This is a genomic window from Nitrincola alkalilacustris, assembly GCF_008973755.1.
Classification (GTDB): Bacteria; Pseudomonadota; Gammaproteobacteria; order Pseudomonadales; family Balneatricaceae; genus Nitrincola; species Nitrincola alkalilacustris.
Map to the genome: position 1 here is coordinate 595,281 of NZ_WBOM01000002.1, position 22,550 is coordinate 617,830.

General features: G+C 52.9%; 19 protein-coding genes. 13 read left to right on the plus strand and 6 right to left on the minus strand.

The window, feature by feature from the left end:
• The gene (locus F7R27_RS05535; RefSeq protein ID WP_151703203.1) at positions 1-2,097 is read right to left on the minus strand and encodes a carboxy terminal-processing peptidase; all 2,097 of its coding nucleotides are present in this window, start codon (positions 2,095-2,097) and stop codon (positions 1-3) included.
• A gap of 228 nt (positions 2,098-2,325) precedes the next feature.
• On the opposite strand from F7R27_RS05535, the gene F7R27_RS05540 reads away from it, so the two are divergent.
• The 3 genes from F7R27_RS05540 (at position 2,326) to iadA (ending at position 5,763) form a co-directional block, all read left to right on the plus strand.
• On the plus strand, positions 2,326-3,615 hold the full coding sequence (locus F7R27_RS05540) for a M18 family aminopeptidase (RefSeq protein ID WP_151703204.1): 1,290 nt from the start codon (positions 2,326-2,328) through the stop codon (positions 3,613-3,615).
• Positions 3,616-3,640: 25 nt separating this feature from the next.
• A complete protein-coding gene (locus F7R27_RS05545) occupies positions 3,641-4,537 on the plus strand; it encodes a DMT family transporter (protein ID WP_151703205.1) in 897 nt (298 codons plus the stop codon).
• 80 nt (positions 4,538-4,617) lie between these two features.
• A complete protein-coding gene (iadA, locus tag F7R27_RS05550) occupies positions 4,618-5,763 on the plus strand; it encodes a beta-aspartyl-peptidase (RefSeq protein ID WP_151703206.1) in 1,146 nt (381 codons plus the stop codon).
• A gap of 12 nt (positions 5,764-5,775) precedes the next feature.
• On the opposite strand, the gene F7R27_RS05555 is transcribed toward iadA, so the two are convergent.
• On the minus strand, positions 5,776-6,969 hold the full coding sequence (locus F7R27_RS05555; RefSeq protein ID WP_151703207.1) for an AMP-binding protein: 1,194 nt from the start codon (positions 6,967-6,969) through the stop codon (positions 5,776-5,778).
• A gap of 2 nt (positions 6,970-6,971) precedes the next feature.
• A complete protein-coding gene (gene pyp / locus F7R27_RS05560; RefSeq protein WP_151703208.1) occupies positions 6,972-8,525 on the minus strand; it encodes a photoactive yellow protein in 1,554 nt (517 codons plus the stop codon).
• Between the two features lie 141 nt (positions 8,526-8,666).
• Here pyp and F7R27_RS05565 point away from each other — a divergent pair, with 141 nt between their 5' ends.
• Positions 8,667-9,704, plus strand: coding sequence for an NAD(P)H-dependent flavin oxidoreductase (locus tag F7R27_RS05565; protein ID WP_151703209.1), 1,038 nt, complete (start codon positions 8,667-8,669; stop codon positions 9,702-9,704).
• A gap of 242 nt (positions 9,705-9,946) precedes the next feature.
• Here the strand turns inward: F7R27_RS05565 and F7R27_RS05570 are convergent, their stop codons facing one another.
• On the minus strand, positions 9,947-10,867 hold the full coding sequence (locus F7R27_RS05570; RefSeq protein ID WP_151703210.1) for a LysR family transcriptional regulator: 921 nt from the start codon (positions 10,865-10,867) through the stop codon (positions 9,947-9,949).
• Between the two features lie 216 nt (positions 10,868-11,083).
• Between F7R27_RS05570 and F7R27_RS05575 the strand changes: the two genes are divergently transcribed.
• Positions 11,084-11,758, plus strand: coding sequence for a TorF family putative porin (locus F7R27_RS05575; protein ID WP_168927434.1), 675 nt, complete (start codon positions 11,084-11,086; stop codon positions 11,756-11,758).
• Positions 11,759-11,954: 196 nt separating this feature from the next.
• Complete coding sequence (locus tag F7R27_RS05580) at positions 11,955-12,488, plus strand: GNAT family N-acetyltransferase (RefSeq protein WP_151703212.1); 534 nt, start codon at positions 11,955-11,957, stop codon at positions 12,486-12,488.
• Here the strand turns inward: F7R27_RS05580 and F7R27_RS05585 are convergent.
• Complete coding sequence (locus F7R27_RS05585) at positions 12,394-13,332, minus strand: LysR substrate-binding domain-containing protein (protein ID WP_151703213.1); 939 nt, start codon at positions 13,330-13,332, stop codon at positions 12,394-12,396. The two genes, F7R27_RS05580 and F7R27_RS05585, sit on opposite strands and share 95 nt — an antisense overlap.
• 123 nt (positions 13,333-13,455) lie before the next feature.
• Here F7R27_RS05585 and F7R27_RS05590 point away from each other — a divergent pair, with 123 nt between their 5' ends.
• The 5 genes from F7R27_RS05590 (at position 13,456) to F7R27_RS05610 (ending at position 18,246) form a co-directional block, all read left to right on the plus strand.
• On the plus strand, positions 13,456-14,184 hold the full coding sequence (locus tag F7R27_RS05590; protein ID WP_151703214.1) for an FMN-dependent NADH-azoreductase: 729 nt from the start codon (positions 13,456-13,458) through the stop codon (positions 14,182-14,184).
• 112 nt (positions 14,185-14,296) lie between these two features.
• Entirely contained in the window at positions 14,297-15,247 is a 951-nt protein-coding gene (locus tag F7R27_RS05595) for an NmrA/HSCARG family protein (RefSeq protein ID WP_151703215.1), read from the plus strand.
• A 94-nt stretch (positions 15,248-15,341) separates the two neighbouring features.
• Entirely contained in the window at positions 15,342-16,298 is a 957-nt protein-coding gene (locus F7R27_RS05600; RefSeq protein WP_151703216.1) for a DNA-3-methyladenine glycosylase family protein, read from the plus strand.
• Between the two features lie 723 nt (positions 16,299-17,021).
• Positions 17,022-17,315 carry a helix-turn-helix domain-containing protein gene (locus tag F7R27_RS05605; RefSeq protein ID WP_151703217.1) on the plus strand — a complete coding sequence of 98 codons (294 nt, stop codon included), beginning with the start codon at positions 17,022-17,024 and terminating at the stop codon, positions 17,313-17,315.
• Entirely contained in the window at positions 17,302-18,246 is a 945-nt protein-coding gene (locus F7R27_RS05610; protein ID WP_151703218.1) for a reverse transcriptase family protein, read from the plus strand. Before F7R27_RS05605 ends, F7R27_RS05610 begins: the two co-directional genes overlap by 14 nt.
• Before the next feature lie 163 nt (positions 18,247-18,409).
• On the opposite strand, the gene F7R27_RS05615 is transcribed toward F7R27_RS05610, so the two are convergent.
• Positions 18,410-19,996 (minus strand): ABC-F family ATPase, encoded by a 1,587-nt coding sequence (locus F7R27_RS05615; protein WP_151703219.1) that lies wholly within the window; start codon positions 19,994-19,996, stop codon positions 18,410-18,412.
• A 248-nt stretch (positions 19,997-20,244) separates the two neighbouring features.
• On the opposite strand from F7R27_RS05615, the gene F7R27_RS05620 reads away from it, so the two are divergent.
• Positions 20,245-21,570: a DEAD/DEAH box helicase gene (locus tag F7R27_RS05620; RefSeq protein WP_151703220.1), complete on the plus strand. Its 1,326-nt coding sequence runs from the start codon at positions 20,245-20,247 to the stop codon at positions 21,568-21,570.
• Between the two features lie 297 nt (positions 21,571-21,867).
• Positions 21,868-22,550 (plus strand): IS21 family transposase (istA, locus tag F7R27_RS05625; protein ID WP_206060391.1); only part of this gene is annotated, 683 nt, incomplete at its 3' end.

Genomic DNA, 22,550 nt, shown 5'->3' on the forward strand with positions numbered 1-22,550 from the left:
TCAGTTACCGTTTGCCACCTTGTTTTCGTTTGCCACTGTCTGGCGCAGTGTCAGATCAATGTAGTCCACCAGCACCTGTGCACTTTCGTTCAGGATGGACTCAGTTTCTGGGTTGATGGTTCTTCCCTGATTGTCTTTCGGCAGCAGGAGTTCAAGTTCTGCAAGGGTTTCGACGGCCTCTTCACCCTTGGCAAGACGACGCCTGTTTTCGGTTTCCAGTTGCCACTCTTCAGCTTCTTCGCGTTGACTTCGCAAGGCCACCATATTCAACGGAATATCTGTCTGGTTCCTCATCTCTTTCATCCGCGATACCTGCTCGTGCATGAACATGAAGTCGGGGTCTTCGCCTGTACGTCTCAGGTGACGAGTCGTCAGCTCTTCAATCATCATGCTGAGGCTTGGAAAGCGGCCATAGCGCACAGGATGCACCTGATCCCAGGGCAGCGCGCCTTCCAGTGCACTTTCGCCTATCTCTTTTTCATCATAGAGGGTCGGGAAGCTGATGCTGGGCTCCACGCCCTTGTTCTGGGTGCTGTCGCCGGATATGCGATAAAACTTGGCGTGGGTCAGTTTCAGCTGGCCATGATCCAGCGGGAGCAGGGTTTGAACCGTGCCTTTGCCGAAGGTACGGCTACCCAGCACCAGTCCACGGTCATAATCCTGAATGGCACCTGCAAAAATCTCGGAGGCTGACGCGCTCAGGCGATTGACGATAACGGCAAGAGGCCCGCTCCAGGCTATTTTGGGGTCGAAGTCGCCCAGTATATCCACACGACCGCTTGCGTCTCTGATCTGCACAGTCGGGCCGCGGGATATGAAAAGCCCGGTCAGCTCGTTGGCTTCACGCAGAGAGCCGCCACCATTGTTGCGCAGATCCACTATCAGCCCATCAATTCCTTCCTGCTTGAGTTCGGTGATCAGTTTTTCGACATCACGGGTAGTGCTCTTGTAGTTGGGGTCGCCTGATTGCATTGCGGCAAAGTCGATGTAGAAAGCCGGGATTTCGATCACGCCGATACGATAGGGCTGGTTGTCACGAGTGATTTCCAGTACGCGCTTCTGCGCTGACTGTTCCTCAAGCTTGACCTGCTCACGTACGATGGTGACTTGGCGGCGCTGAGAGCGATCCACGGCATCGGCGGGAATCACTTCAAGACGTACCTTGGTACCGCGAGGGCCACGGATCAGCTTCACGACATCATCCAGGCGCTGGCCCACAACATCTTCAATGGGGCCCTCTTCACCCTGTCCGACTCCGACGATGGTGTCAGCAGCGCGTAGCTGGCCTGTCTTGTCTGCCGGACCGGCCGGGACAAGGCGCACAATCTTCACATACTCATCTTCGCTCTGCAGGACCGCACCGATACCTTCCAGAGACAGGCTCATATTGATCTGGAAGTTTTCCTGGCTGCGGGGTGACAGGTACTGGCTGTGCGGATCAAAGACATGGGCAAGGGCATTGATATAGCGCTCGAACACATCTTCACTGTTGATCTGCTCAACTCGATTGCGTTGATTCTGGTAACGTTTGATCAATACTTCACGCGATTCTTCAAGGCTGCGATCAGCCAGTTTTAGGCTGAGAATAGAGCTCTTGAGGCGTTTGCTCCAGAGGTCGTTCATCTGCGCTTCGCTGCTGATCCATTCGGCCTCGCTGCGGTCCGATTCAAATACGGCATCCTCTTCAAAATCAAAGGTATGGTTTTCATCGTTAAGCATTGCCAGCAGGTAGTCCAGACGCTCAAGATTGCGCTCTTTGAAGCGGTTATAGATAGTGAAGCCCGTTGTGGCGTCTCCACTGTATAGCTCCTGGATCAGTGTGTTGCGAAAGGATTCGAACTTTTTGATATCCTCGGCATAAAAATAACTGCGAGTAGGGTCAAGATCCTGCAAATAGCGATCCAGAGCATTGGATGCCAGAGCTTCATCAAGCTGCATGCCGGTGTAGTGATTCTGCTGCAGGGCTGCAATGACGTTCAGCAGTGCCTGTTCATGAACAGGTTCCGGGGCCAGTCTGGCCAGAGCTGTGGTCTGTGTCAGCAGCAGGCAGGTGAAGACCAGGCTCAGAAACACCGATTTCAAATTGTGTATTGCCATGTGAGATATTTTCCTGATTCTTCCATCAAGGGCTATGACATGCAGTTTTATACGCAAGTTCCGTTGCATCAGAGCTGCCAGTGTAGTTATCGGCCGCTGGGTTGTAAAATTTACCTTGGGTATCATTCACTAAAGCTATAAGCTGATAAACAAATTAAAGAACCACACAGGACAGACATCTCGAAAAGTTGTTACGAGATGTCCGATTTATAGCAGGAGACACACCCTGTGCACAAAGATCAATTCAACCAGGCGCTGATCAGCTTCCTGGATACATCGCCAACCCCTTTTCATGCTGTTGCAGTCATGCGCGAGACCTTGCGCCATGCAGGCTTTACCGAACTGGCAGAGGAGGAGGTGTGGAATACAAGCCCTGGCGGAACTTACTTCACATTGCGCAATGGCTCATCCATCCTTGCCTGGCGAGAACCGACTCAGGCGTTCGGGGTTGAGGCAGGTTGGCGCATGGTGGGAGCGCACACGGATTCGCCCTGCCTGAAGGTGAAACCCCAGCCTGAAATGTATCGTAAAGGTTATCTGCAGCTGGGGGTAGAGGTATATGGTGGCGTGCTGCTCAACCCCTGGTTTGATCGTGATCTGTCGATGGCCGGTCGTGTCAGCTATCGGGCACTTGATGGATCATTGAAAAATGGTCTTGTGGATTTCAAGGATGCAGTGGCAACTATTCCAAGTCTGGCTATTCATCTTGATCGAGAAGCCAATAACACCCGATCAATCAATGCACAGACCTATCTTCCGCCGATACTGGGGCAGTCGGACGGCAAGCTGGATTTTCGCAACCTGTTGAAAGGACGGCTGCTGCATGAGGGTTATGATGATGTGGCCGATGTGCTGGATTTTGAGATCAGTCTGTATGACTGTCAGGGTGCATCACTGATCGGTCTGAACCAGGAACTTCTCGCTTCTGCCAGACTGGATAACCTTTTGAGCTGCTTTATTGGTTTGCAGGCGCTGATCGATTCTCCGACAGGGCCTGGGCAGGTGTTGATCTGCAATGACCATGAGGAAGTCGGCAGTGTCAGCGCCTGTGGTGCGCAGGGGCCGATGCTGACTCAGTGGCTGCAGCGTGTGACGCCACAGCAGGCCAATGCCTATCAGGTTCAGGCGCGTTCGCTGATGATCTCAGCCGATAACGCCCATGGTATCCACCCCAATTTCTCGGATCGCCACGACGATAATCATGGCCCGTTGCTCAATGGTGGTCCCGTCATCAAGATCAACGCCAATCAGCGCTATGCCAGCAACAGCGAAACCAGCGCACGTTTTCGTGATATGGCACAGCAGGAGCAGATTCCGGTGCAAAGCTTTGTTGTGCGCACGGATATGGCCTGCGGCAGCACTATCGGGCCGCTGACAGCCGCCGAAACAGGTATCAGAACCGTGGATATCGGTATTCCACAGTTTGCCATGCACTCGATTCGGGAGCTGGCAGGTGCCGATGACCCACATCGCCTGTACCGGGTGCTGAAGCGGTTCAATGAGACGGAACTGGTCTGACGATCCGACACCCTGAGGATAAACCGTGCACCCCAGAATCATAGACTGGTCGCTGATCGCCTATCTGTCGTTAGGCTGGGGCGCCTCCTTCCTGCTGATTGCCCTGACGCTGGACTCCATACCACCGGTGACGCTGGTAAGCATTCGGGTGATCATCGGTGCCCTCGTGCTGCTGGCAATCATGCGCCTGCAGGGGCTCAGCTTCCCTGAAGATAAACGCTGGTGGGGGTATTTTACGATCCTCGCATTGATCGGCAATCTGATGCCCTTCACGCTGATCTCCTGGGGGCAGACACAGGTTACCAGCAGCCTTGCCGGTATTCTGATGGCATTGATGCCGATCACGACCATGCTGCTGGCGCATTTTCTGGTTGCAGGGGAGCGCATGACCTTGCATCGGGTGATTGGATTCATACTGGGTTTTCTGGGAGTGGTGGTGCTGGTGGGCGGTGAGGCGCTGTCGGGGCTGGGAGGCGCGACGATCATTGCACAGATGGCGATACTGCTGGCGACCAGTTGCTATGCGATCAACAGCATCTACGCCAAGCGGTTGCCGCGTATCAACGTGGTGGTGGCTGGTGCAGGTACTCTGCTGATGGGCAGTATCATGGTGTTGCCGGTTGCGCTGTTGCTGGATCGTCCCTGGGAGTTGGAAGTCACGCTTCAGGCGGGGCTGGCGGTTACGGCGCTGGGAGTTTTCTCGACGGGGCTGGCAACCTGGGTGTTCTTCCTGATCATTGCCCGACGCGGTCCCGGTTTTCTGGCCATTATCAACTACATCATTCCTGTGATAGCCTTTGCGGCTGGTGTTCTGTTGCTGAACGAGCCGGCAGGTCTGAACAAGATTATTGCCTTGATCATGATTCTGTCGGGTATTGCTATTGCTCAGGGCGTCCGGCGCCCACCCGTCAGAACCCAATAGACAGTAGTCAGAAATTGACTGTATCCAGAAATAGACAGTACCCAGAAATAGAAAACTCAAAGAATAAGAACGAGATCATCATGCTGACCCTGATAAAACATGCACGACTCTTTGCGCCCGACGACAAGGGCATTTGCCACCTTCTGCTGGCCGGTAACCGGATCTGGAAAATCCTGCGCGATCAGGATGATCTGTCTGCCTGGTCATCGGTGCCGGTGATAGATGCTTCCGGGCGCTGGCTGACCCCTGGATTTGTCGATGGCTTGGTGCACTTCTGCGGTGGTGGTGGCGAAGGTGGCTATCATAACCGCACGATGGAGCTGGACCCGCAGGAGGCGGTTCGTTCAGGCGTCACCTCCATGATCGGTGCGCTGGGAACAGACTCCATCACACGCAGCCTGGCCAATCTGCTGGGCAAGGCGCGCGAACTGGCGAGCCATGGCCTGAACACCTGGTTTTACTCCGGCTCCTACCACTATCCGGCCACAACACTGACCGGCTCGGTACAGACCGACCTTCTTTATATTCCCGAGATCATAGGGGTAGGTGAGGTGGCGCTGGCGGACAATCGTGGCTCTTACATCACACCCAGGCAATTGATCAATCTGGCCGCTGAAACCCGTCTCGGCGCCTTGTTGGCCGGTAAAAAGGGAGTGGTTTTCTGTCATATCGGTGCGGGCAGTGATCAACTGGATGTGATCAGGCAGGCTGTGGCTGAGTCGGATTTTCACCTGAGCTACTTTGTGCCGACCCATATGAACCGTAACCTTGATCTGTTGCAGACGGGCTTTGCGTTTGTGCGTGATGGTGGCTATATCGATTTCACTACCAGCTCGACTCCCGAATTGATCGCCGAGGGGGATATTCCGGCTGAAAAAGCATTGGCGCTGGCCTTGGAAGCAGGTGTCGCGGCGGATCGCCTGACCTTCAGTTCGGATGCCAATGCCAGTCTTCCGCTGTTTAATGAGCAGGGGGATTGCATAGGAGTCACACCGGGGCGCCTGATCAGCCAGTTCAACTCTATGGTGGCCGCTATTCGTGATTATCAGGTGGCACCGGAAGTGGCACTGGGATGTATCACTCGAAACCCTGCCAAAGCTCTCGGGCTTGCAGGTAAGGGGGTGATTGTTGAGGGCGGTGATGCGGATATGGTGCTGATCGACCCCGAAAACTGGCAGATTGATCAGGTCTGGTCGGCAGGTCAGTCACTCTATCAGCGCTGCTGAGGCCTGTTACGCTTATTCGATCAACCAGTCAGACAGCTTGTTCATCGAGTTACGTGGCAGGCTGTCACCAAATGCAAAGTGACCGGGAATCTGCCCTGCCGGCAGTTGAGTGGACAGCCAGCGCCTGAGGCTATGCTCCAGGCTGGCGAAGTCGCTGTCTGGCAGGTCTTTTTCAGGCACAACAAAAGCCTTGAGGCGCTGACCCTGCAGGCGAACAGCCGCTTCTGCCACTGCCTCATGCGTGCTGATCAGCCCTGCGATCCGGTCGGGATAGACATTAACGCCTGCTATCTGAACCGCCTTATCCTTCCTGCCTGCTACCACAAAGTGCCTCGCGTCTGACCATTCCAGCCGATCAGGCAGGTCTGCTCTGAGGCAGTCTGATACGGCTGTGTCACCCTCTATCGTCCAGTGGGGCATCAGTGTCAGAGGTGATTCGGGCGAGCGTCTATAGCCGAGCCCTGCCGTTTCGGAAGAACCATAGATCTCGAGCAGTTCCGCCCCCTGGTTTATCAGCTGCCTGAGGGTATCACTGTTACTGGGGCCAGCTGCGGTAACTGCCTTGCAGCCGGGCGGCAGACGCATCCCGGTACTGACCCAGCGCTGCCAGAACTCAGGCACCGCCACGAGAATATCACCAGGCTTCAGATTGCGTTCAATCGATGTCAGCAGGCGTGTGCGAGCATCAATCACCTCTGTATCAGGTCCGAGCAGATCCGGCAGCAGTACCGTGAAAATAAAGCCATAGATATGATGTGCCGGGACCAGACTCCAGACTCTTGCTTGTTGATCAGGGGCAGTCTGACGCTGCAGGCACTCTCTGAGAAAAGAGGCCTCCCTCAGCAGATGCGTCAGGGGCTGTTTATGTCGAGCAGGTTCTCCTGTGCTGCCTGAACTGAAAAAGCTGATATGGTCGTGGTACTGCTCAAGGCTGTCGCAGGCGATATCCACCCAGCCGTTGAGTGAGGGTTGTGCCAGCAGCAGATCCTCCAGCCCTGTCTCGGTGATATGCAGTGCCTGAGCAAAAAGAGTGGCAGACTCGACCAGTTCCAGTGAGTCCAGGTTCAAGGGTGCGTCTCGCCAGCGCTGAGCCAGTAAGGCGTTCGCAGGGGAGGGCAGGGTGATGCCGGGTCGCTGTATCGTCAGTCGATGCATGACCAGATCCAGCGTAAAGCGGCGCAACTGCTTCCTGTCCCTCCACCACATATTCAGCCTACCCGTTTGACCAGTATCCAGTAGGAATCACCACCGAGCGCTTTTTTCATCTGCACCTTCACTTTGGTGGGTTTCATCTTGTAGTCGAAGATATATTCAAAGCTGGTATTGAGATTGCCGCTTTTCACGCCCCGATCAAAGGTGCCTTTGAACTCCGGAGTATTAGTGCAGGGGGCTACATCCTTGAAGAAATCCTTACCGATAACTTCACGAGGGTTACGTCCGGTGATATCGCCTTCAGCAGAGTTATAGCGACGTATCTTGCCGTAGCGATCCAGCTCAATCGCCCCATAGGCCAGCTTATCCAGTTCGCTGGCTGACAGACTGTCGATATCCTGCTTACCGAACTCCAGCGCGCTGCTGCGGTTCGACATGCCGGTTCTGAAGCGGGATATCAACTGCTCAAGCTGCCGTGCACGCTGTGACAGGGCAGAGCTGACCTCCTGGTTAAGACTCATCGCCTGAGTATTTTCTTCAGCCATGGAGTTGATTCGTGTCATGCTCCGGCTGACCTCTTCCGTAACCTGACTCTGCTCTCTTGCCGCAGTTGCGATCTGCTGCCCCATATCATTGACTGACATGACGCTGCGGCTGATTTTCTGCAGTGCTTCACCTGCAATGTTGGACTGCTCGACACAGTTCAGGGCCTGGGCGCTACCCTGTTCGATCTCTGTGGTGACTGTGCGCGATGAAGCCTGCAGCTCAGAGATGATGCGATGGATCTCCTGAGTAGCCTGTTGTGTGTTGGATGCCAGTTGGCGCACCTCGTCCGCGACGACGGCAAAACCTCGGCCATGCTCGCCGGCACGGGCTGCTTCAATTGCGGCATTCAGGGCCAGCAGGTTGGTCTGATCGGCTATGCCTGCAATGGTATCTATCACCTTGCCGATATTCTGGCTGCCATCATCGAGACGTTTCACGCTGGATTGCAGTCCTTCCATACGCTGGGCCAGGCCACTGATGGAGGAGATGGTTTGAGTAACCACCTTCAGGCCGGTATCTGTCTGATGGCTGGCTTCCGCCGCCGCCTCAAGTGTCGACTGCGCATGACCGGCCATCTCGTTTGACGAGGCAGCCATCTCAGCGCTGGCTGAGGCCACGGTATCGGTTTCGGACTGCTGCGATCGTGCCAGCTCCGTGCTCTGGCTACCGTTACTGATCAGTTGCTCGACCGCTACGCTGAGATCATCAGAGGTGGTGATCACCTCCTGAATGATCTGCTGCTGGGTGTCGGCATGTCGGTTCACAGCCTTGAACAGAGCGCCCAGCTCATCGTCACGGTCGTGGTCAAGACGCAGATTCAGATGTTGCTCCATCTTCTCAAGCTGTGAAATGTTGCGCTGAATCGGCTGATTCAGTCGACTGCTGATCAGCGATGCCATGACAATACTGTTCACCACCAGCAGGGACAGCATCGTGACAGTCAGCAGCACCCCCGATTGCTCAATGCCTTGCCAGTGCAAATAGCCCAGGCTGATCAGCAGAATAGACAACCCGAAAAGGTTGGTCGTTAACAGCATTCGGGTCATGAAGCTCAGGTGTTTCACGATATCAACCTCTCAGGGCGTTAGTCAGTAGTCTTGTAATGTTTATCATCACATTATCATACGTAACATATATAAGCTCAGGATCATCCGTGTAGAATAAAATATAATTAAAAAGCGAGCTGATCAGTTGAGGAGAGCCAAATGGCCGCCGTGCAGAGAATGTTAAATCTGGCGTTTCCGATTATTCAGGCCCCCATGGCCGGTGTTCAGGACAGTGCGCTGGCGATTGCTGTTTCCAACGCTGGGGGGCTGGGTTCATTGCCCTGTGCGATGCTGTCATCCGAGGCGCTGCATATCGAGTTGAGCAAGCTGCGCTCAGCCACTGACAAGCCCTTCAATGTCAATTTCTTCTGTCATCGCTCGCCTGTGCCCGATCCGGCGGCGGATGCCCAGTGGCGAGAACTTCTGCTGCCCTATTATCAGGAGCTGGGTCAGGATGCTGATGCGATTCCGTCAGGGCCGGGAAGGTTGCCTTTCAGTGATGAAGCTGCCGACACCCTCGCAGCTTTTCGACCCGCTGTAGTCAGTTTTCACTTTGGTCTGCCCTCTGCTGATCTTCTGGCGCGCGTGCGCAGTTGGGGCAGCCGGATTTTTTCCAGCGCGACGACGCTGGAGGAGGCCCTGTGGCTGGAGGAGCAGGGTGTGGATGCCGTCATTGCACAAGGAGTGGAGGCGGGCGGGCATCGTGGCATGTTTCTGAACGACGATCTGACAACACAGGTGGGAACCTTTGCACTGCTGCCTCAACTCAAACAGGCGTTGCGAGTGCCGGTGATAGCCGCAGGGGGCATTGCGACTCCCGAAGGGGTCAGGGCAGCGCTGGCGTTGGGTGCTGATGCCGTGCAGGTGGGTACTGCATATCTGCTCTGTCATGAGGCGACAACCTCAGCCGTGCACCGGCAGGCGTTGAAAAGTGTCCAGGCACGGCATACGGCAATTACCAATCTCTTTACCGGTCGACCGGCACGAGGCATCGTCAACCGCATCATGCAGGAGCTGGGACCGATCAATCAGTTGGCGCCGGCTTTCCCTCTGGCTACCTCGGCCATAGCTCCCCTGAGGGCCAAAGCCGAAAGCCGTAACAGTGGTGATTTCTCACCCTTGTGGGCAGGGCAGAATACACAGGGCTGCAGGGAGGTCAGTGCGGCCGAGATAACGCGCTGGCTGGCTGGCGATTGAGCTGTCTTAAAATCTGTGTGTTTGAAAAAAATACCGGAAAGCTGATGGTGCTTTCCGGCTAAGGGCTATCAGCAAAGGGTGCAGACAAAAGTCACGCTGATAAAGGAGATAAAGCGCCACATGAAGGGCATAACAGGAAGAAGAAACTGTTATGGCCCTATCTTGCCGCAGCCATCGGGACGTAACAATCGATCAGTTTCAACGCTCAGATAGCGCACCATCAAACTTTTCTGAGACGCAGCTTACTGCGTAGTGCCGAAACGCTGTTGTAATAGTGACAGAAACAGATCCCTTGCCTTGTTTACACGCGAACTCGACTTGGTGATGGCCGACAGACCAAGGGTGAACTGTTTGCGTGTGGGTACCAGTGCCCGGATCTCGCCGGAGTCAACATAGGGTGCTGCATAGCACTCAGGCAGAAATCCCAGATACTGCCCAGACAGAATCAGCGGCAAACGTGCTTCATAATGATAGGCGGTGGCACGGATGTTCATGCCCGCGATCTGATCGGCTGCTTTCTCATGCTGTTTGATTCCCCCCTGAACCAGATCATATTGCCACAGACGCTCATCCGTGATCGATCTGTCCGGCTCTTTGAACAGGGGGTGGCTGTTATGGCAATAGAGATGGCAGATATCAGTATATAGCGGGTGATACTCCAGACCCTCCATCTCGCGGTGTGACGGAATGAAGCCTATCTCGGCTTCTTCGTTGAATATCATCCGCTCGATCTCCGACATGGAGGAGACATTGGCTACTACATATACGTCAGGTGCCAGTCCGTGCAGTTCACGAATCAGGCCCGGCAGGTCCAGGCGGCTGTCCATACTCACAGTATCGGAAAAAACCAGCCGCAGATCCCCCGACAGCCGTGCATTGAGATTATTGACGGTGGCCCGGAACACCTCAAGGTTCTCAAACATCTGCTGCAGTGACTGATAGATGGTGGCGCCTTCTTCCGTCAGCGAAAAACCGCTGCGCCCCCGCAGGCAGAGTTTCAGATTAAGACGCGCTTCAAGATTAGCGATATGAACGCTGATGGTGGATCGGCTGATATTCAGCTCACTCTCGGCTGCTGAAAAGCCCCCACACTCCACCACTGTCGCAAAAATTCTGAGCAGCTTGATCTCATAGTCGCCCATCTGTCCCAGTCTGTACTTCATGGTTGTAGCCTGTTTCTTATTATGATCAGTTTTATTGAATTGCTTCTGACTCTGTCAGCATAAGCCAAACCTGTGCCAGTGTCAGTGGCATCAGTTTGAATTTGCTCAATCTGAGCGTTGAATCGGCACTATTTTCCGTTCAGATCCGCTGGTGGAGGATGGTGCCGTTATAACCCTTCCTCAATTTCAATGTTCAGCAAATATAAGGAAAACAAGATGCAACCAGTCAAGCGGATCACGGCAGCGATGCTGCTGAGTGTACCCTTTGTTGTCGTGGCACCGGCGGCCACGGCAGAGGCTCTGGAACTGTCGGCCAATGTCAGCTTGGTATCTGACTATGTGTCGCGTGGTTACAGCTACTCGAATGGCCGCCCGGCGCTGCAGGGTGGTTTTGATCTTGAACATGAAAGCGGTCTCTATGCAGGTATCTGGGGCTCCAGCGTGTCTGCCAGTGCCATAGCCGAAGGCAGTGATGGCGTGGAGCTGGATCTGTATGCCGGCTTTGCCGGTGAGCTGGGTATGCTGGGATATGATATTGGCGTGGCACACTACATATTTCCCGGATCACAGCCGCGTAAGGACACCGACTCCACTGAACTCTATCTGGGTGTCTCATGGGAGTTCCTGAGCCTGACCTATTACCGGGATATCGACTTCAAGAGCAACTACTACAACCTTGATATCGCCTACCCGTTACTCGACAACCTGACACTGGATGCCTCACTCGGTTACACAGATCCGGATGATGATGCCTCCTATCGTGACTGGCGCTTTGGTGCCAGCACCGAGCAGTTCGGTCTCAACCTTGGGCTGCACTACATCAGCAGCAATGTTAAGGATGAGCCCAACTTTGACGATGTCCTGGTGCTGTCACTGACCAGGTACTTCTGATCCACCATCTGCCTGTTTTACAGAGGAGAAGGGCATGTCACGCCTGTCACTGAAAATCAAACTGCTGATCGGTGTGACTTCTCCTTCATATAATCCTGATTTGGTTGTAATAACTGGATTGATTGTGGATGATCAACGTGAGCTCCAGAGTCCTGATATTGTCATCAGATGGATATTTATACACAGGGAGGAGTCAGTGCAACTATTTGAAACAGAAAGATTGATCGGACGCCATTTATCTCATCAGGATCTCCATGACCTCACTGAGATTCTGAGTGATCCCGAGGTTATGAAGTATTCGGTTCGTGGCGTTTGTGACGAGGAAACTACCAGAAACTTTATCCACTGGTGCCTGGAGTCCTACTCAACACATGGTGTTGGGCCATGGGCATTGATCGAGAAGAGCACGAGTGAGTTGATCGGTTTTTGTGGTGTGGGTCCCGAGATAGTTGATGGTATAGAGGAGATGAATCTCGGCTATCGACTGGCCAGAAAATCCTGGAACCGGGGGCTGGCGACTGAAGCGGTCAGGGCGGCTCTTGAATATGTCTTTACTCAACACTCCCTTGCATCAGTGATTGCGATTATTGAGCCAGAAAATAGTGCATCTATCAGAGTATCCGAGAAGGCTGGGTTCAAGGATTATTCGGTTCATGTGTTTCATAACCGGCCTGTGCGTTTGTACCGTATTTCTCACGAAGTCCAGTCACCCACTCATGTATGGCGATGATGGCAGGTTCATGGGCACGACTCTGTGGATAGGTCAGGAAGAATGGCTTGCCCATCAGCTCCGGCCCGAACGGGCAGACCAGGCGCCCAGAGCGTAACTCATCCTTTATCAGCTCGGTACTCATCAACGCAATGCCCTGACCATCCAGTGCTGCCGAGATAGCGTGGGTTTCATCAGAAAAGATCAATCCGGTGCCGACATCCAGTCCAGGCACCTGTGCCTGATGTTGCCAGCTGTACCAGTCAACCGGAGAGGGTATCGCCTTGCAGGGCTCAAAGTGCAGCAGGGTGTGCCGGGGTAATTGCTCAGGCTCTGTCAGCCCGAGGAATGGGCTGCAGACCGGGGCGAACATATTCACAAACAGCTTTTCCGACACCATGCCAGGCCAGTTACCATCGCCATAGCGTATCGCCATATCCGCCATTACCCCATCCAACGTGGCATTTTCGTGTGAGGTGTGGATGCTCAGATCCAGTTTTGGATGAGCATCCCGCAGCAGACATACCCAGGGCAGTAACCAGCGAACGGCGACAGCCGGTGTCGTCGACAGGGTGATGGCCAGGCGCTCTGGCGGTTCACGCAGTTGTGTGATGGTGTCGGCTATGGCATCAAGCGACTCACTCAGCACATGCAGCAGTCGACGCCCTTGGGGTGTCAGCACCAGTTGACGGGGCTTGCGCACAAACAGTGACAGGCCAAGAGACTCCTCCAGTTGTCTGATCTGATGGCTGATCGCAGTTGGCGACACCGACAGCTCTGCAGCCGCCTGTTTGGCGCTCAGGTGCCGTGCGGCGGCTTCAAACGCTCGCAAGGCGGAGAGTGAGGGCAGTCTGCGTGGGCTCATGGATGAATTTTATTTTGCTGTAAGTGAAAAGAATCGTCGTTTGTCGTGCCATATAGTATCTGGCTTAATTTCATGATCTGTCAACTGACAGGTGAGATTAACTCAGTTAAAGGAGATGTAAAAATGGCCCGTCTGTTATATCTGGATGCCAGTGCACGCCCTGGCCGTGCCGGTACACATGAGCATGGCTCATTAACCCGTCGTCTGACCCATCACTTCATTTCGCGCTGGCGTGCAGCCAGGCCTGAAGATCAGGTGATTTATCGTGATCTGGGGGAGACGCCCCCTGATCCGGTCAGCGGTGAGTGGATACATGCTGCATTTACATCCGAAGAGCGCCGAGAGGAGTGGATGAACGAGGTGTTGACTGAGAGCGACCGCCTGGTTGATGAGCTGGTCAGTGCGGATATCCTGGTGCTGGGAGTGCCCATGTATAACTTCAATGTGCCGTCTGCCTTCAAGGCCTGGATCGATAACATCGTGCGTGTCGGTAGAACCTTCGATTTCGATCCCTCCAATACGCAGGAGCACTATATCCCTTTGATGACAGGGCGTCGGGCAATCGTACTCTCATCTCGTGGTGGCGTCGGGTTTGAGCCGGGTGGAGAGCTGGCGCACATGAATCATCTGGAGCCGAGTATCAGGACCGCTCTTGGTTTTATCGGTATCACCGAGCTGCACCAGGTGGCGATAGAGGGGCAGGAGATAGGTGGTGAGGTGTTGGCAACATCCATACGTGAGGCTGAAAATAAAATTGATCGGCTGGTTGAGGGGTTGCTGGCACAACAGCCTGAAGTCTTGCACTCAGAGAAAGCTGACGATAGCAGGCTGATGGCTACAGAAGGGGCGTAACGCCCCATAAACATTCATTTTTTTTGCAAAGGATCTATACTAAGGCTGATGAGTGCTGCCTGAGCGGATGTTAGGTATCACCCAGGGTTCTAACATAAAGGGAGTGCTCAGCATGCCGAACAGAAAAATCATTGCTGTGGTCGGGGCCACAGGTGCTCAGGGTGGCGGGCTTGCCCGGGCCATTCTGCATGATATCGGAAGTGAGTTTCAGGTCCGTGCGCTGACACGCGATATAAAGTCTGGCAGTGCGATTGATCTGGCCGAGATGGGGGCAGAGGTTGTTGAGGCGGATCTGGATGACCCTGTCAGTGTCCGTAAGGCGTTCTCCGGGGCATATGGTGCTTACTGCATGACCAATTTCTGGGAGCACTTCTCGCCGGACAAGGAGCTGAGTCAGGCTGCAAACATGGCTGCTGCGGCCAAGGCGGCCAATCTGCAGCATGTGGTCTGGTCAACGCTGGAGGATACACGACGCTGGGTACCGCTCGAGGATGATCGCATGCCGACCCTGATGGATAAGTATAAAGTGCCTCACTTCGATGCCAAGGGTGAGGCCAATATACTGTTTATTGAGCAGGGGATACCAACCTCCTTTTTGCTGACCTCCTTCTACTGGGATAATCTGATCTACTTCGGCATGGGGCCCAAGCGCGGTACCGATGGAGTATTGGAGATCACCTTGCCTATGGGGGATCGCAAGCTGCCGGGTATCGCATCCGAAGATATCGGTAAATGTGCGTATGGTGTATTTCGAGAGGGTACTTCCAATATCGGAAAAATGATCGGCATTGCCGGTGGTCATCTGACCGGTGCCGAGATGGCTGAAGCGCTGACTCAGGCGCTGGGTGAGCCTGTCAGATACAATGATGTGCCCCCTGAAGTCTATCGCAGCTTCGGCTTCCCCGGGGCGGATGATCTGGGCAATATGTTCCAGTTCAAGCGTGACTTCAATGAGTTGTTTGTATCAGCCCGCGATATCGAACGCTCACGGAAGCTAAACCCCGAGCTGCAGAGCTTTCAGCAGTGGCTGGCGCACAATAAGGACAGAATTCCGTTGGAGTAGGCCAGAAATATCGGGTAAGAGCTGAAAGGTGAGAGCAGTCGTTCATTGGTGTAGTATTGATCGCCGGAGGTGGCAGATGAAAGGAGCCGATGCCATGAACGATCAGCAAAGACGTCTAGCGAAGCGGGCTTCTACCAGTTTGCACTGCAGCTTCGGGTTGCCGCCTGATTATCGGCAGCAGGATATACTGGCTTTTCATCAGAGAGACACTCAGGAAGTGGCGGAGCGAGTTGATGACTCTGAGCTATGTAAAGGTTTGCGCTGGCGTGGTCATCCTGCCTGTCTGAAGATCGCTTTCGAGCCTAGCAGGGCAGAGGTAACCCTGGAGGTTGATCTGGAAGCTCATCCGTATAATGACACTCTGCCGCCCGATAGCCGGGTGCAGTTTGAATGCATGGCCAGGCGCATGCTGGGTCTGACACAGCCGGTCGAACAGTTTGAAGCGCAGTATGCCGCTCACCCATTGCTGGGGCCGCTGATCCGGCGTCGCCCAGGTTTGCGTGTGGCGATGACATCCACCCCCTTTGAGGCGCTGACCTGGGCGATTATCGGGCAGCAGATCAGCGTCAGTGCGGCCGTCTCGATCAGACGCAAGCTGATCCAGACAGCCAATATCCGCCACACAGGTGGGCTATTGTGTTACCCGGATGCGCAGGCCATTCTCGGTATCCCGGATCAGGCGCTGCTGCAGGCAGGTCTGTCCCGAACCAAGGCGCAGACGATCAAAACTCTCAGTGAAGCAGTGGTGGGTGAGGAGTTGCAACTGGATCAGTGGGTGGAGGATCTGGATGCTGAAAAGGTCAGTGAACACCTGAATGCCGTGAAAGGGATCGGCCCCTGGACCGTCAGTTATGCCCTGATGCGTGGTTTTGGCTGGCTGGATGGCTCTTTGCATGGGGATGTGGCAGTAAGGCGCAATCTTCAGGCTTTGTTGGGTCGGGATGAAAAGCTCACCCAGCAGGAAACTCAGCGCTGGCTCGCGGATTATTCACCCTGGCGAGCGCTGGTCGGTGCGCATCTATGGGCGATACAGGCTGCCGATGGTTATTGATAATAAATGACATAGGAAGACGACCTTGTTGGGACTCTACTTGCGCTCGTCATCAATTTCCAATCAACCATTCTCCATGAGATCTTTTTTGACTATCAGTCAAAAAATACTTGCTTTATGTGTGAAATTCGTTATTATTGTAAATATACAGGATGTACCATCCTGATGCTCTTTAAAAGATATGACCTTAATCTGAACATGATTGTGACTCATTAGAGTCGATTGTCTTTGGCAATCAGCTATCCAGTAAGCGTTCAATAACCCTCATCAATGCCGCCAAGCGTAGAGGTAGTGGTTAATAGTGCATAAATCGACTGGAGGAGCAACTAAAGTTGCTCCAAGAATGAGTGGCCTGTGCTGTCCATAGCATTTCTATTCAGTTCAGTATTGTTTTGTCGACTGGTGCAATGTTGCACTGAATGACAAAGAGGTTTTAGATTATGAATAATAGTCACCGTCTTTTAGAGAAATCCATTGAGTCGCTTAAAATGATTCGATCGGAGATGCATGATGATATGGACAGCAGTGAACAAGCGAAGCTTGACAAGGTTATAGCGGATCTTGAAGAGTATGGGGCTGAAATGTCACCTAACCAGCTACTAAATGTACTGGGTAAGTGTTTGCTATTGGTCCCTGCTGTAGAGAAACTATTAACAGCATTGTCAAAGCTATAAGTGTTGCGATGTTTACAGCAGGTCACTTCTTTTCTTGTGAGGTGAAACGATGAATATTGGGAGAGCATTGACTCTTTGTAGAAATCAAAAGGGAATGACTAAAACTAAACTTGCAGAAGCAGCGGATGTTTCTATTTCATATCTAACTTTGTTAGAACAAGGAAAAAGAGACCCTAACCTTTCAACGATAAATCAAATTTGTAAGGCTATGGATATTCCAACAAGTATTTTTATGTTTTTAGCTTCAGATGCTTGTGATCGAGAAGGGATTAGTAATGAATTAGCCGAAAAGCTGTCACATACTGCTCTTTCATTGATGGAGCAAAAAGTTGAATCAACCTAGATATCCTTTTGCTCCTATCGGTGACCTGGAAAAGCTTTCTTTAGCTCTAGGGGTAAAATTACTGGAGCTGTATGATCTTAAAGCTCGCTCTAATGAACTTTTTTTTCAAACTAGAGATATAGTGAAGCCTGACGGATCTCATCGGATTACTTATGATGTCAGGGCTCCGCTTAAGTTGGTTCATGGTAAAATATGTGAAGTGTTCCTTAGAAGGGTTGAGTATCCTGAATATCTTCAGGGTAGCATCAAAAAAAGAGATTACTTAACTGATGCGAATAAGCATGTTAGATCAAAGGTTTTGATTAGCGAAGATATAACGAATTTTTTTCCATGCATCTCGAAAAAAGTCATTCATGAAGTATGGGTTGGCGTATTTGGTTTCTCTAACGAGGTTTCTGATTTTTTGGCTGAACTCGTCACGCTTGATGGTTTTGTTGTTCAGGGTTCAAAAACTAGCAGTTATCTATGCAACTTGGTTCTTTGGAGTAGAGAGGCGCAGCTAGTAAAACGGCTCAAGATGAAAGGGTTGGTATATACAAGGTATGTAGATGATATTACTGTGTCATCTAAAAGAATTCTTAATAACAAAGAAAAGTCTGATATTATAAATAGTATCTACGCTATGTTTCGCAGTGTCGGGGCAAAGCCCAATAGAAGAAAGCACAAAATAATGCCTCGAAGTGCGCAGCAAGAGGTTCATGGGGTAAATGTAAATAGACAGCAAGCCACGATGCCAAAATATAAAAGGAATCAAATACGGGCAGCTGTGCATGAGTGCGAGATTATATTTGATAGCGACTCAAGCTCTGAGACGTATATTTCAACGTTCAATAGTGCAATGGGTAGGGTCAATACATTAGGGCGTATGCATAAGGTTGAAGCTGAGAAGCTAAAGGTGAGGCTTGAGGCTGTTAAGCCTATACTGGTTTGATGCCAGCCTTATTCAGCATATCTGTTTTTAAAAAATGCATGACTACATGCCAAGTAACAATGAAATGACCCATCACAGCTAGCTATGATGGGCCATTCATTCACATGTTGTGCTTATTGTATTGACTCATGGTGGTCTTTATCTACGTTTAATCAGGCGCCTATCAGACGATGCCCTGGCTACGCAGATAGTCGTCGTAGGTGCCGCTGAAGTCGGTGATGCCATTGGCGCTGAGTTCAACAATGCGCGTGGCCAGTGATGATACAAACTCACGGTCGTGGCTGACGAAAATCAGTGTGCCGGGGTAGTTCTCCAGTGCCAGGTTCAGCGCCTCGATCGACTCCATATCCAAGTGGTTGGTCGGCTCATCCATCAGCATCACGTTTGGTTTGATCAGTGTCAGCTTGCCGAACAGCATACGGCCCTGCTCACCACCCGAGATCACCTTTACGGACTTGCCTATCTCATCACCGGAGAAGAGCATGCGGCCCAACGCACCACGGATCGCCTGCTCGCCACCGCTGGTCCAGCGTGACATCCACTCAAACAGTGTGGCTTCTTCGGCAAAATCCTGAGTGTGGTCCTGAGCAAAATAACCAACCTCGGCACTGTCGGTCCATTTTACCTCGCCGCTGTCGGGCGTCAGATGACCACTCATGCACTGCAGCAGGGTGGTTTTACCTATCCCGTTAGGGCCGATGATTGCAACACGCTCGCCTGCCTCCACCTGCAGGTTGAAGTTCTTGAACAGCGTGACGCCATCAAAACTCTTGGATAGATCCTTCAGGGTGACGGCCTGCTTGTGCAGTTTTTTCTGCTGCTCAAAGCGAATAAAGGGGCTGACACGGCTTGAAGGTTTCACCTCGTCGAGCTGGATCTTGTCAATCTGGCGCGCACGCGATGTCGCCTGCTTGGCTTTAGAGGCGTTGGCCGAGAAGCGGCTGACAAAGGTCTGCAGTTCGGCTATCTGTGCTTTTTTCTTGGCGTTGTCCGACATCAGGCGCTCTCTGGCCTGAGTTGCAGCGGTCATGTATTCATCATAGCTGCCTGGGAACAGGCGCAGTTCGCCATAATCCAGATCCGCCATATGGGTGCAGACCTTGTTCAGAAAGTGGCGGTCATGCGAAATGATGATCATGGTGCTGCTGCGCGACGTCAGAATCTCTTCCAGCCAGCGGATAGTGTTGATATCCAGATGGTTGGTCGGCTCATCCAGAAGCAGCACATCAGGGTCGGAAAACAGTGCCTGAGCGAGCAGAACACGCAGTTTCCAGCCGGGGGCCAGAACACTCATCGGCTCGTTATGCTGTTCTATCGGAATTTCCAGGCCCAGCAGCAGTTCACCGGCGCGGGACTCAGCCGTATAGCCATCCATCTCGGAGAATTCGACTTCGAGCTCTGCTACTGCCATGCCATCTTCTTCGGTCATGTCGGGTAGCGAGTAGATACGGTCACGCTCAGCCTTGACGCGCCACAGCTCCTCATGGCCCATGATGACTGTATCGATAACGCTGACGTTCTCGTAGGCGAACTGATCCTGACGCAGCTTACCCAGACGCGTGTGCTCATTCAGCATCACATGTCCGGAGCTGGGATCAAGGTCGCCTCCCAGAATTTTCATGAAGGTGGACTTGCCACAGCCGTTGGCACCGATCAAACCGTAACGGTTGCCGTTACCAAACTTGACAGAGACGTTTTCAAACAGGGGCTTGGCCCCGAACTGCATGGTGATATTAGCGGTGGAAATCAAGGAAAGGACCCATAGATGGTGGTTGGCGTCGTATGTTGCAACATACTTGATGTAAAAGGAGCATTATTATACAGGTTTGGCGGGCAGTTGTGTTACTATGTGCTCGACTTTATGTAGTACGCTTTCCATGTAGTGTAGTAACCCAATGTAGTACCCTTAATCGTACCTTATTGATTACCCACCCAAGTACTGTATTCAGCCTTAATTCCCATCCGTCCTTCTTTGGGACATTATATGTTCGGAGTCACATGCCTTTTGCTTCCCTCGGTCTGAACGAGCAGCTCGTTCAAGCTATTAACGAATGTGGTTATACAGAGCCAACCCCCATCCAGCGCCAGGCGATTCCTGTTGTGCTGAAAGGCGGAGATTTGCTCGCTGGTGCTCAGACCGGTACCGGCAAAACCGCAGGCTTTGGCCTGCCCATGTTGCAGCGTCTGGGTGAAACCGACGCAAAACCCCATACCAATGGTCGTGCACCTGTGCGCGCACTGGTGCTGACACCCACACGTGAACTGGCCGCTCAGGTTGAAGATAACCTGCGCGAATATGCCAGACACACCCCTTTTCGCACCCTGGCGGTGTTTGGTGGTGTCAACATCAACCCGCAGATGAAAGCGCTGGGTCGCAAAGTCGATATCGTGGTGGCAACGCCCGGTCGATTGCTGGATCTGGTTTCGCAGCGCGCTCTGGATCTGTCACGCATCGAGATTCTGGTGCTGGACGAAGCGGATCGCATGCTGGACATGGGCTTTATCCGCGATATTCGTAAAATTCTGGCGATGTTGCCGAAAAAGCGTCAGAACCTGCTCTTCTCAGCGACCTTCTCGGAAGAGATCAAGGCGCTGTCGCAGGATCTGCTGAATAACCCGGCGATGATCGAAACTGCCGTGCGCAACGCCACTGCTGATACTGTTGAGCAGGCGTTCTATGGTGTCGACAAGGGGCGTAAGCGTGATCTGCTCAGCTACCTGATCGGCAACAATAACTGGCAGCAGGTGCTGGTCTTCACTCGCACCAAGCACGGCTCCAACCGTCTGGCTAAACAGCTGGAGCAGGATGGTCTGCCGGCGATGGCTATCCATGGTGACAAGAGTCAGGGCGCGAGAACCCGCGCACTGAAGCAGTTCAAGGATGGCGAGCTACGCGTGTTGGTTGCGACCGATATCGCAGCCCGCGGCATCGATATCAGCGAACTGCCACACGTGGTTAACTTCGAACTGCCCCACGTACCAGCCGACTACGTTCACCGTATCGGCCGTACCGGACGTGCAGGCAGCTCCGGCAGAGCCATATCACTGGTCTGTCATGAAGAGAAGCCGCAGTTCAAGGCGATCGAAAAACTGATCAACAAGCGCTACGAGCTTGAAGTGCTGCCAGGATTCGAGCCGGGCCCTGAAGAGCGTATGATGCCTGCTGCCAAGCCTGCCGGTAATGGCAGGGGGCGTGGCGGCAATGGCAACCCGCGCCAGGGTGCGGGACGCAATGGTGTCGGTCGAAGCAAGCCGGCGACTGCAGCAGCTCCACGCAGCAACAAGCCGAGCCGTCCTCAGCGTCATGCACGGCATGATGCCTGATATGAACAGCTCCGGCTGACAATCGGGCAATTAGTTCGTATTGAAGAATCCCCTCGTGAATCTGCCAAGGTTTGCGAGGGGATTTTTTGTTCATGGGTACGGTATTATTCCGTGATTGCGCTTAAGGTGCATAACGGCGATCATGATTGGCTGATGGGTCAGAGTGTTAATGGCCAACTAAACTGACCCACCTCTGGCCATTAATTTTGACCCACCCTCAGGGTGGCTTTGGCCACCGAAATCAGTACCTTCCCCTCATGATGACGAACAAGGGGAAGGGTTTTGAAGGAGTGGGTTGTGATTCATAAAATCAAAGCATTGCACGATAGCGGCCAGGGACTTTCGGTCCGAGCCATCAGCAAACAGCTATCAATCTCTCGCAATACCGTACGTAAATACCTGCGCTTATCCGAAGAGGTTATTCAGGCGCAGCAGTCCGATCCTTGCCGTACTAAAAAGCTGGATGAGTACCGCAGCTATCTGGTGTATCTGCTGGGCGAGTTTCCTGAACTCAGTGCGGTTAAGGTGGCCCGTAAACTGCGCACCAAGTATGGTTCCATTCCAGCGTCGGATCGCAGCTTGCGACGCTATATCCAACAGTTGCGACAAGAGGTGTCGATCGCTCAGGTGCGCTACTTTGAGCCCATCATTGATGATGTACCCGGTGTTCAGTGTCAGGTTGATCCTGGCGAGCTGCGTGGGGTTCGGGTGGGTGATCAGGAGGTCACGCTTTACTTTGTTGTCTTCGTACTCTCTTACTCGCGTCAGATGTATGTGGGGTTAGCCTTCCGGCCACTGGATACCCAGACCTTCATTCAGCTGCATGATGAAGCCTTCCGCTATTTCGGTGGAGTCACCGAAGAATGTGTTTATGACCAGACCAAGCTGGTGGTCATCAAAGAGCAGTACCGTGAAATCGAGGTCAACCAACGCTTTTATCAGTATGCCACCACAGCTGGCTTCAGAATCCATGCCTGTGA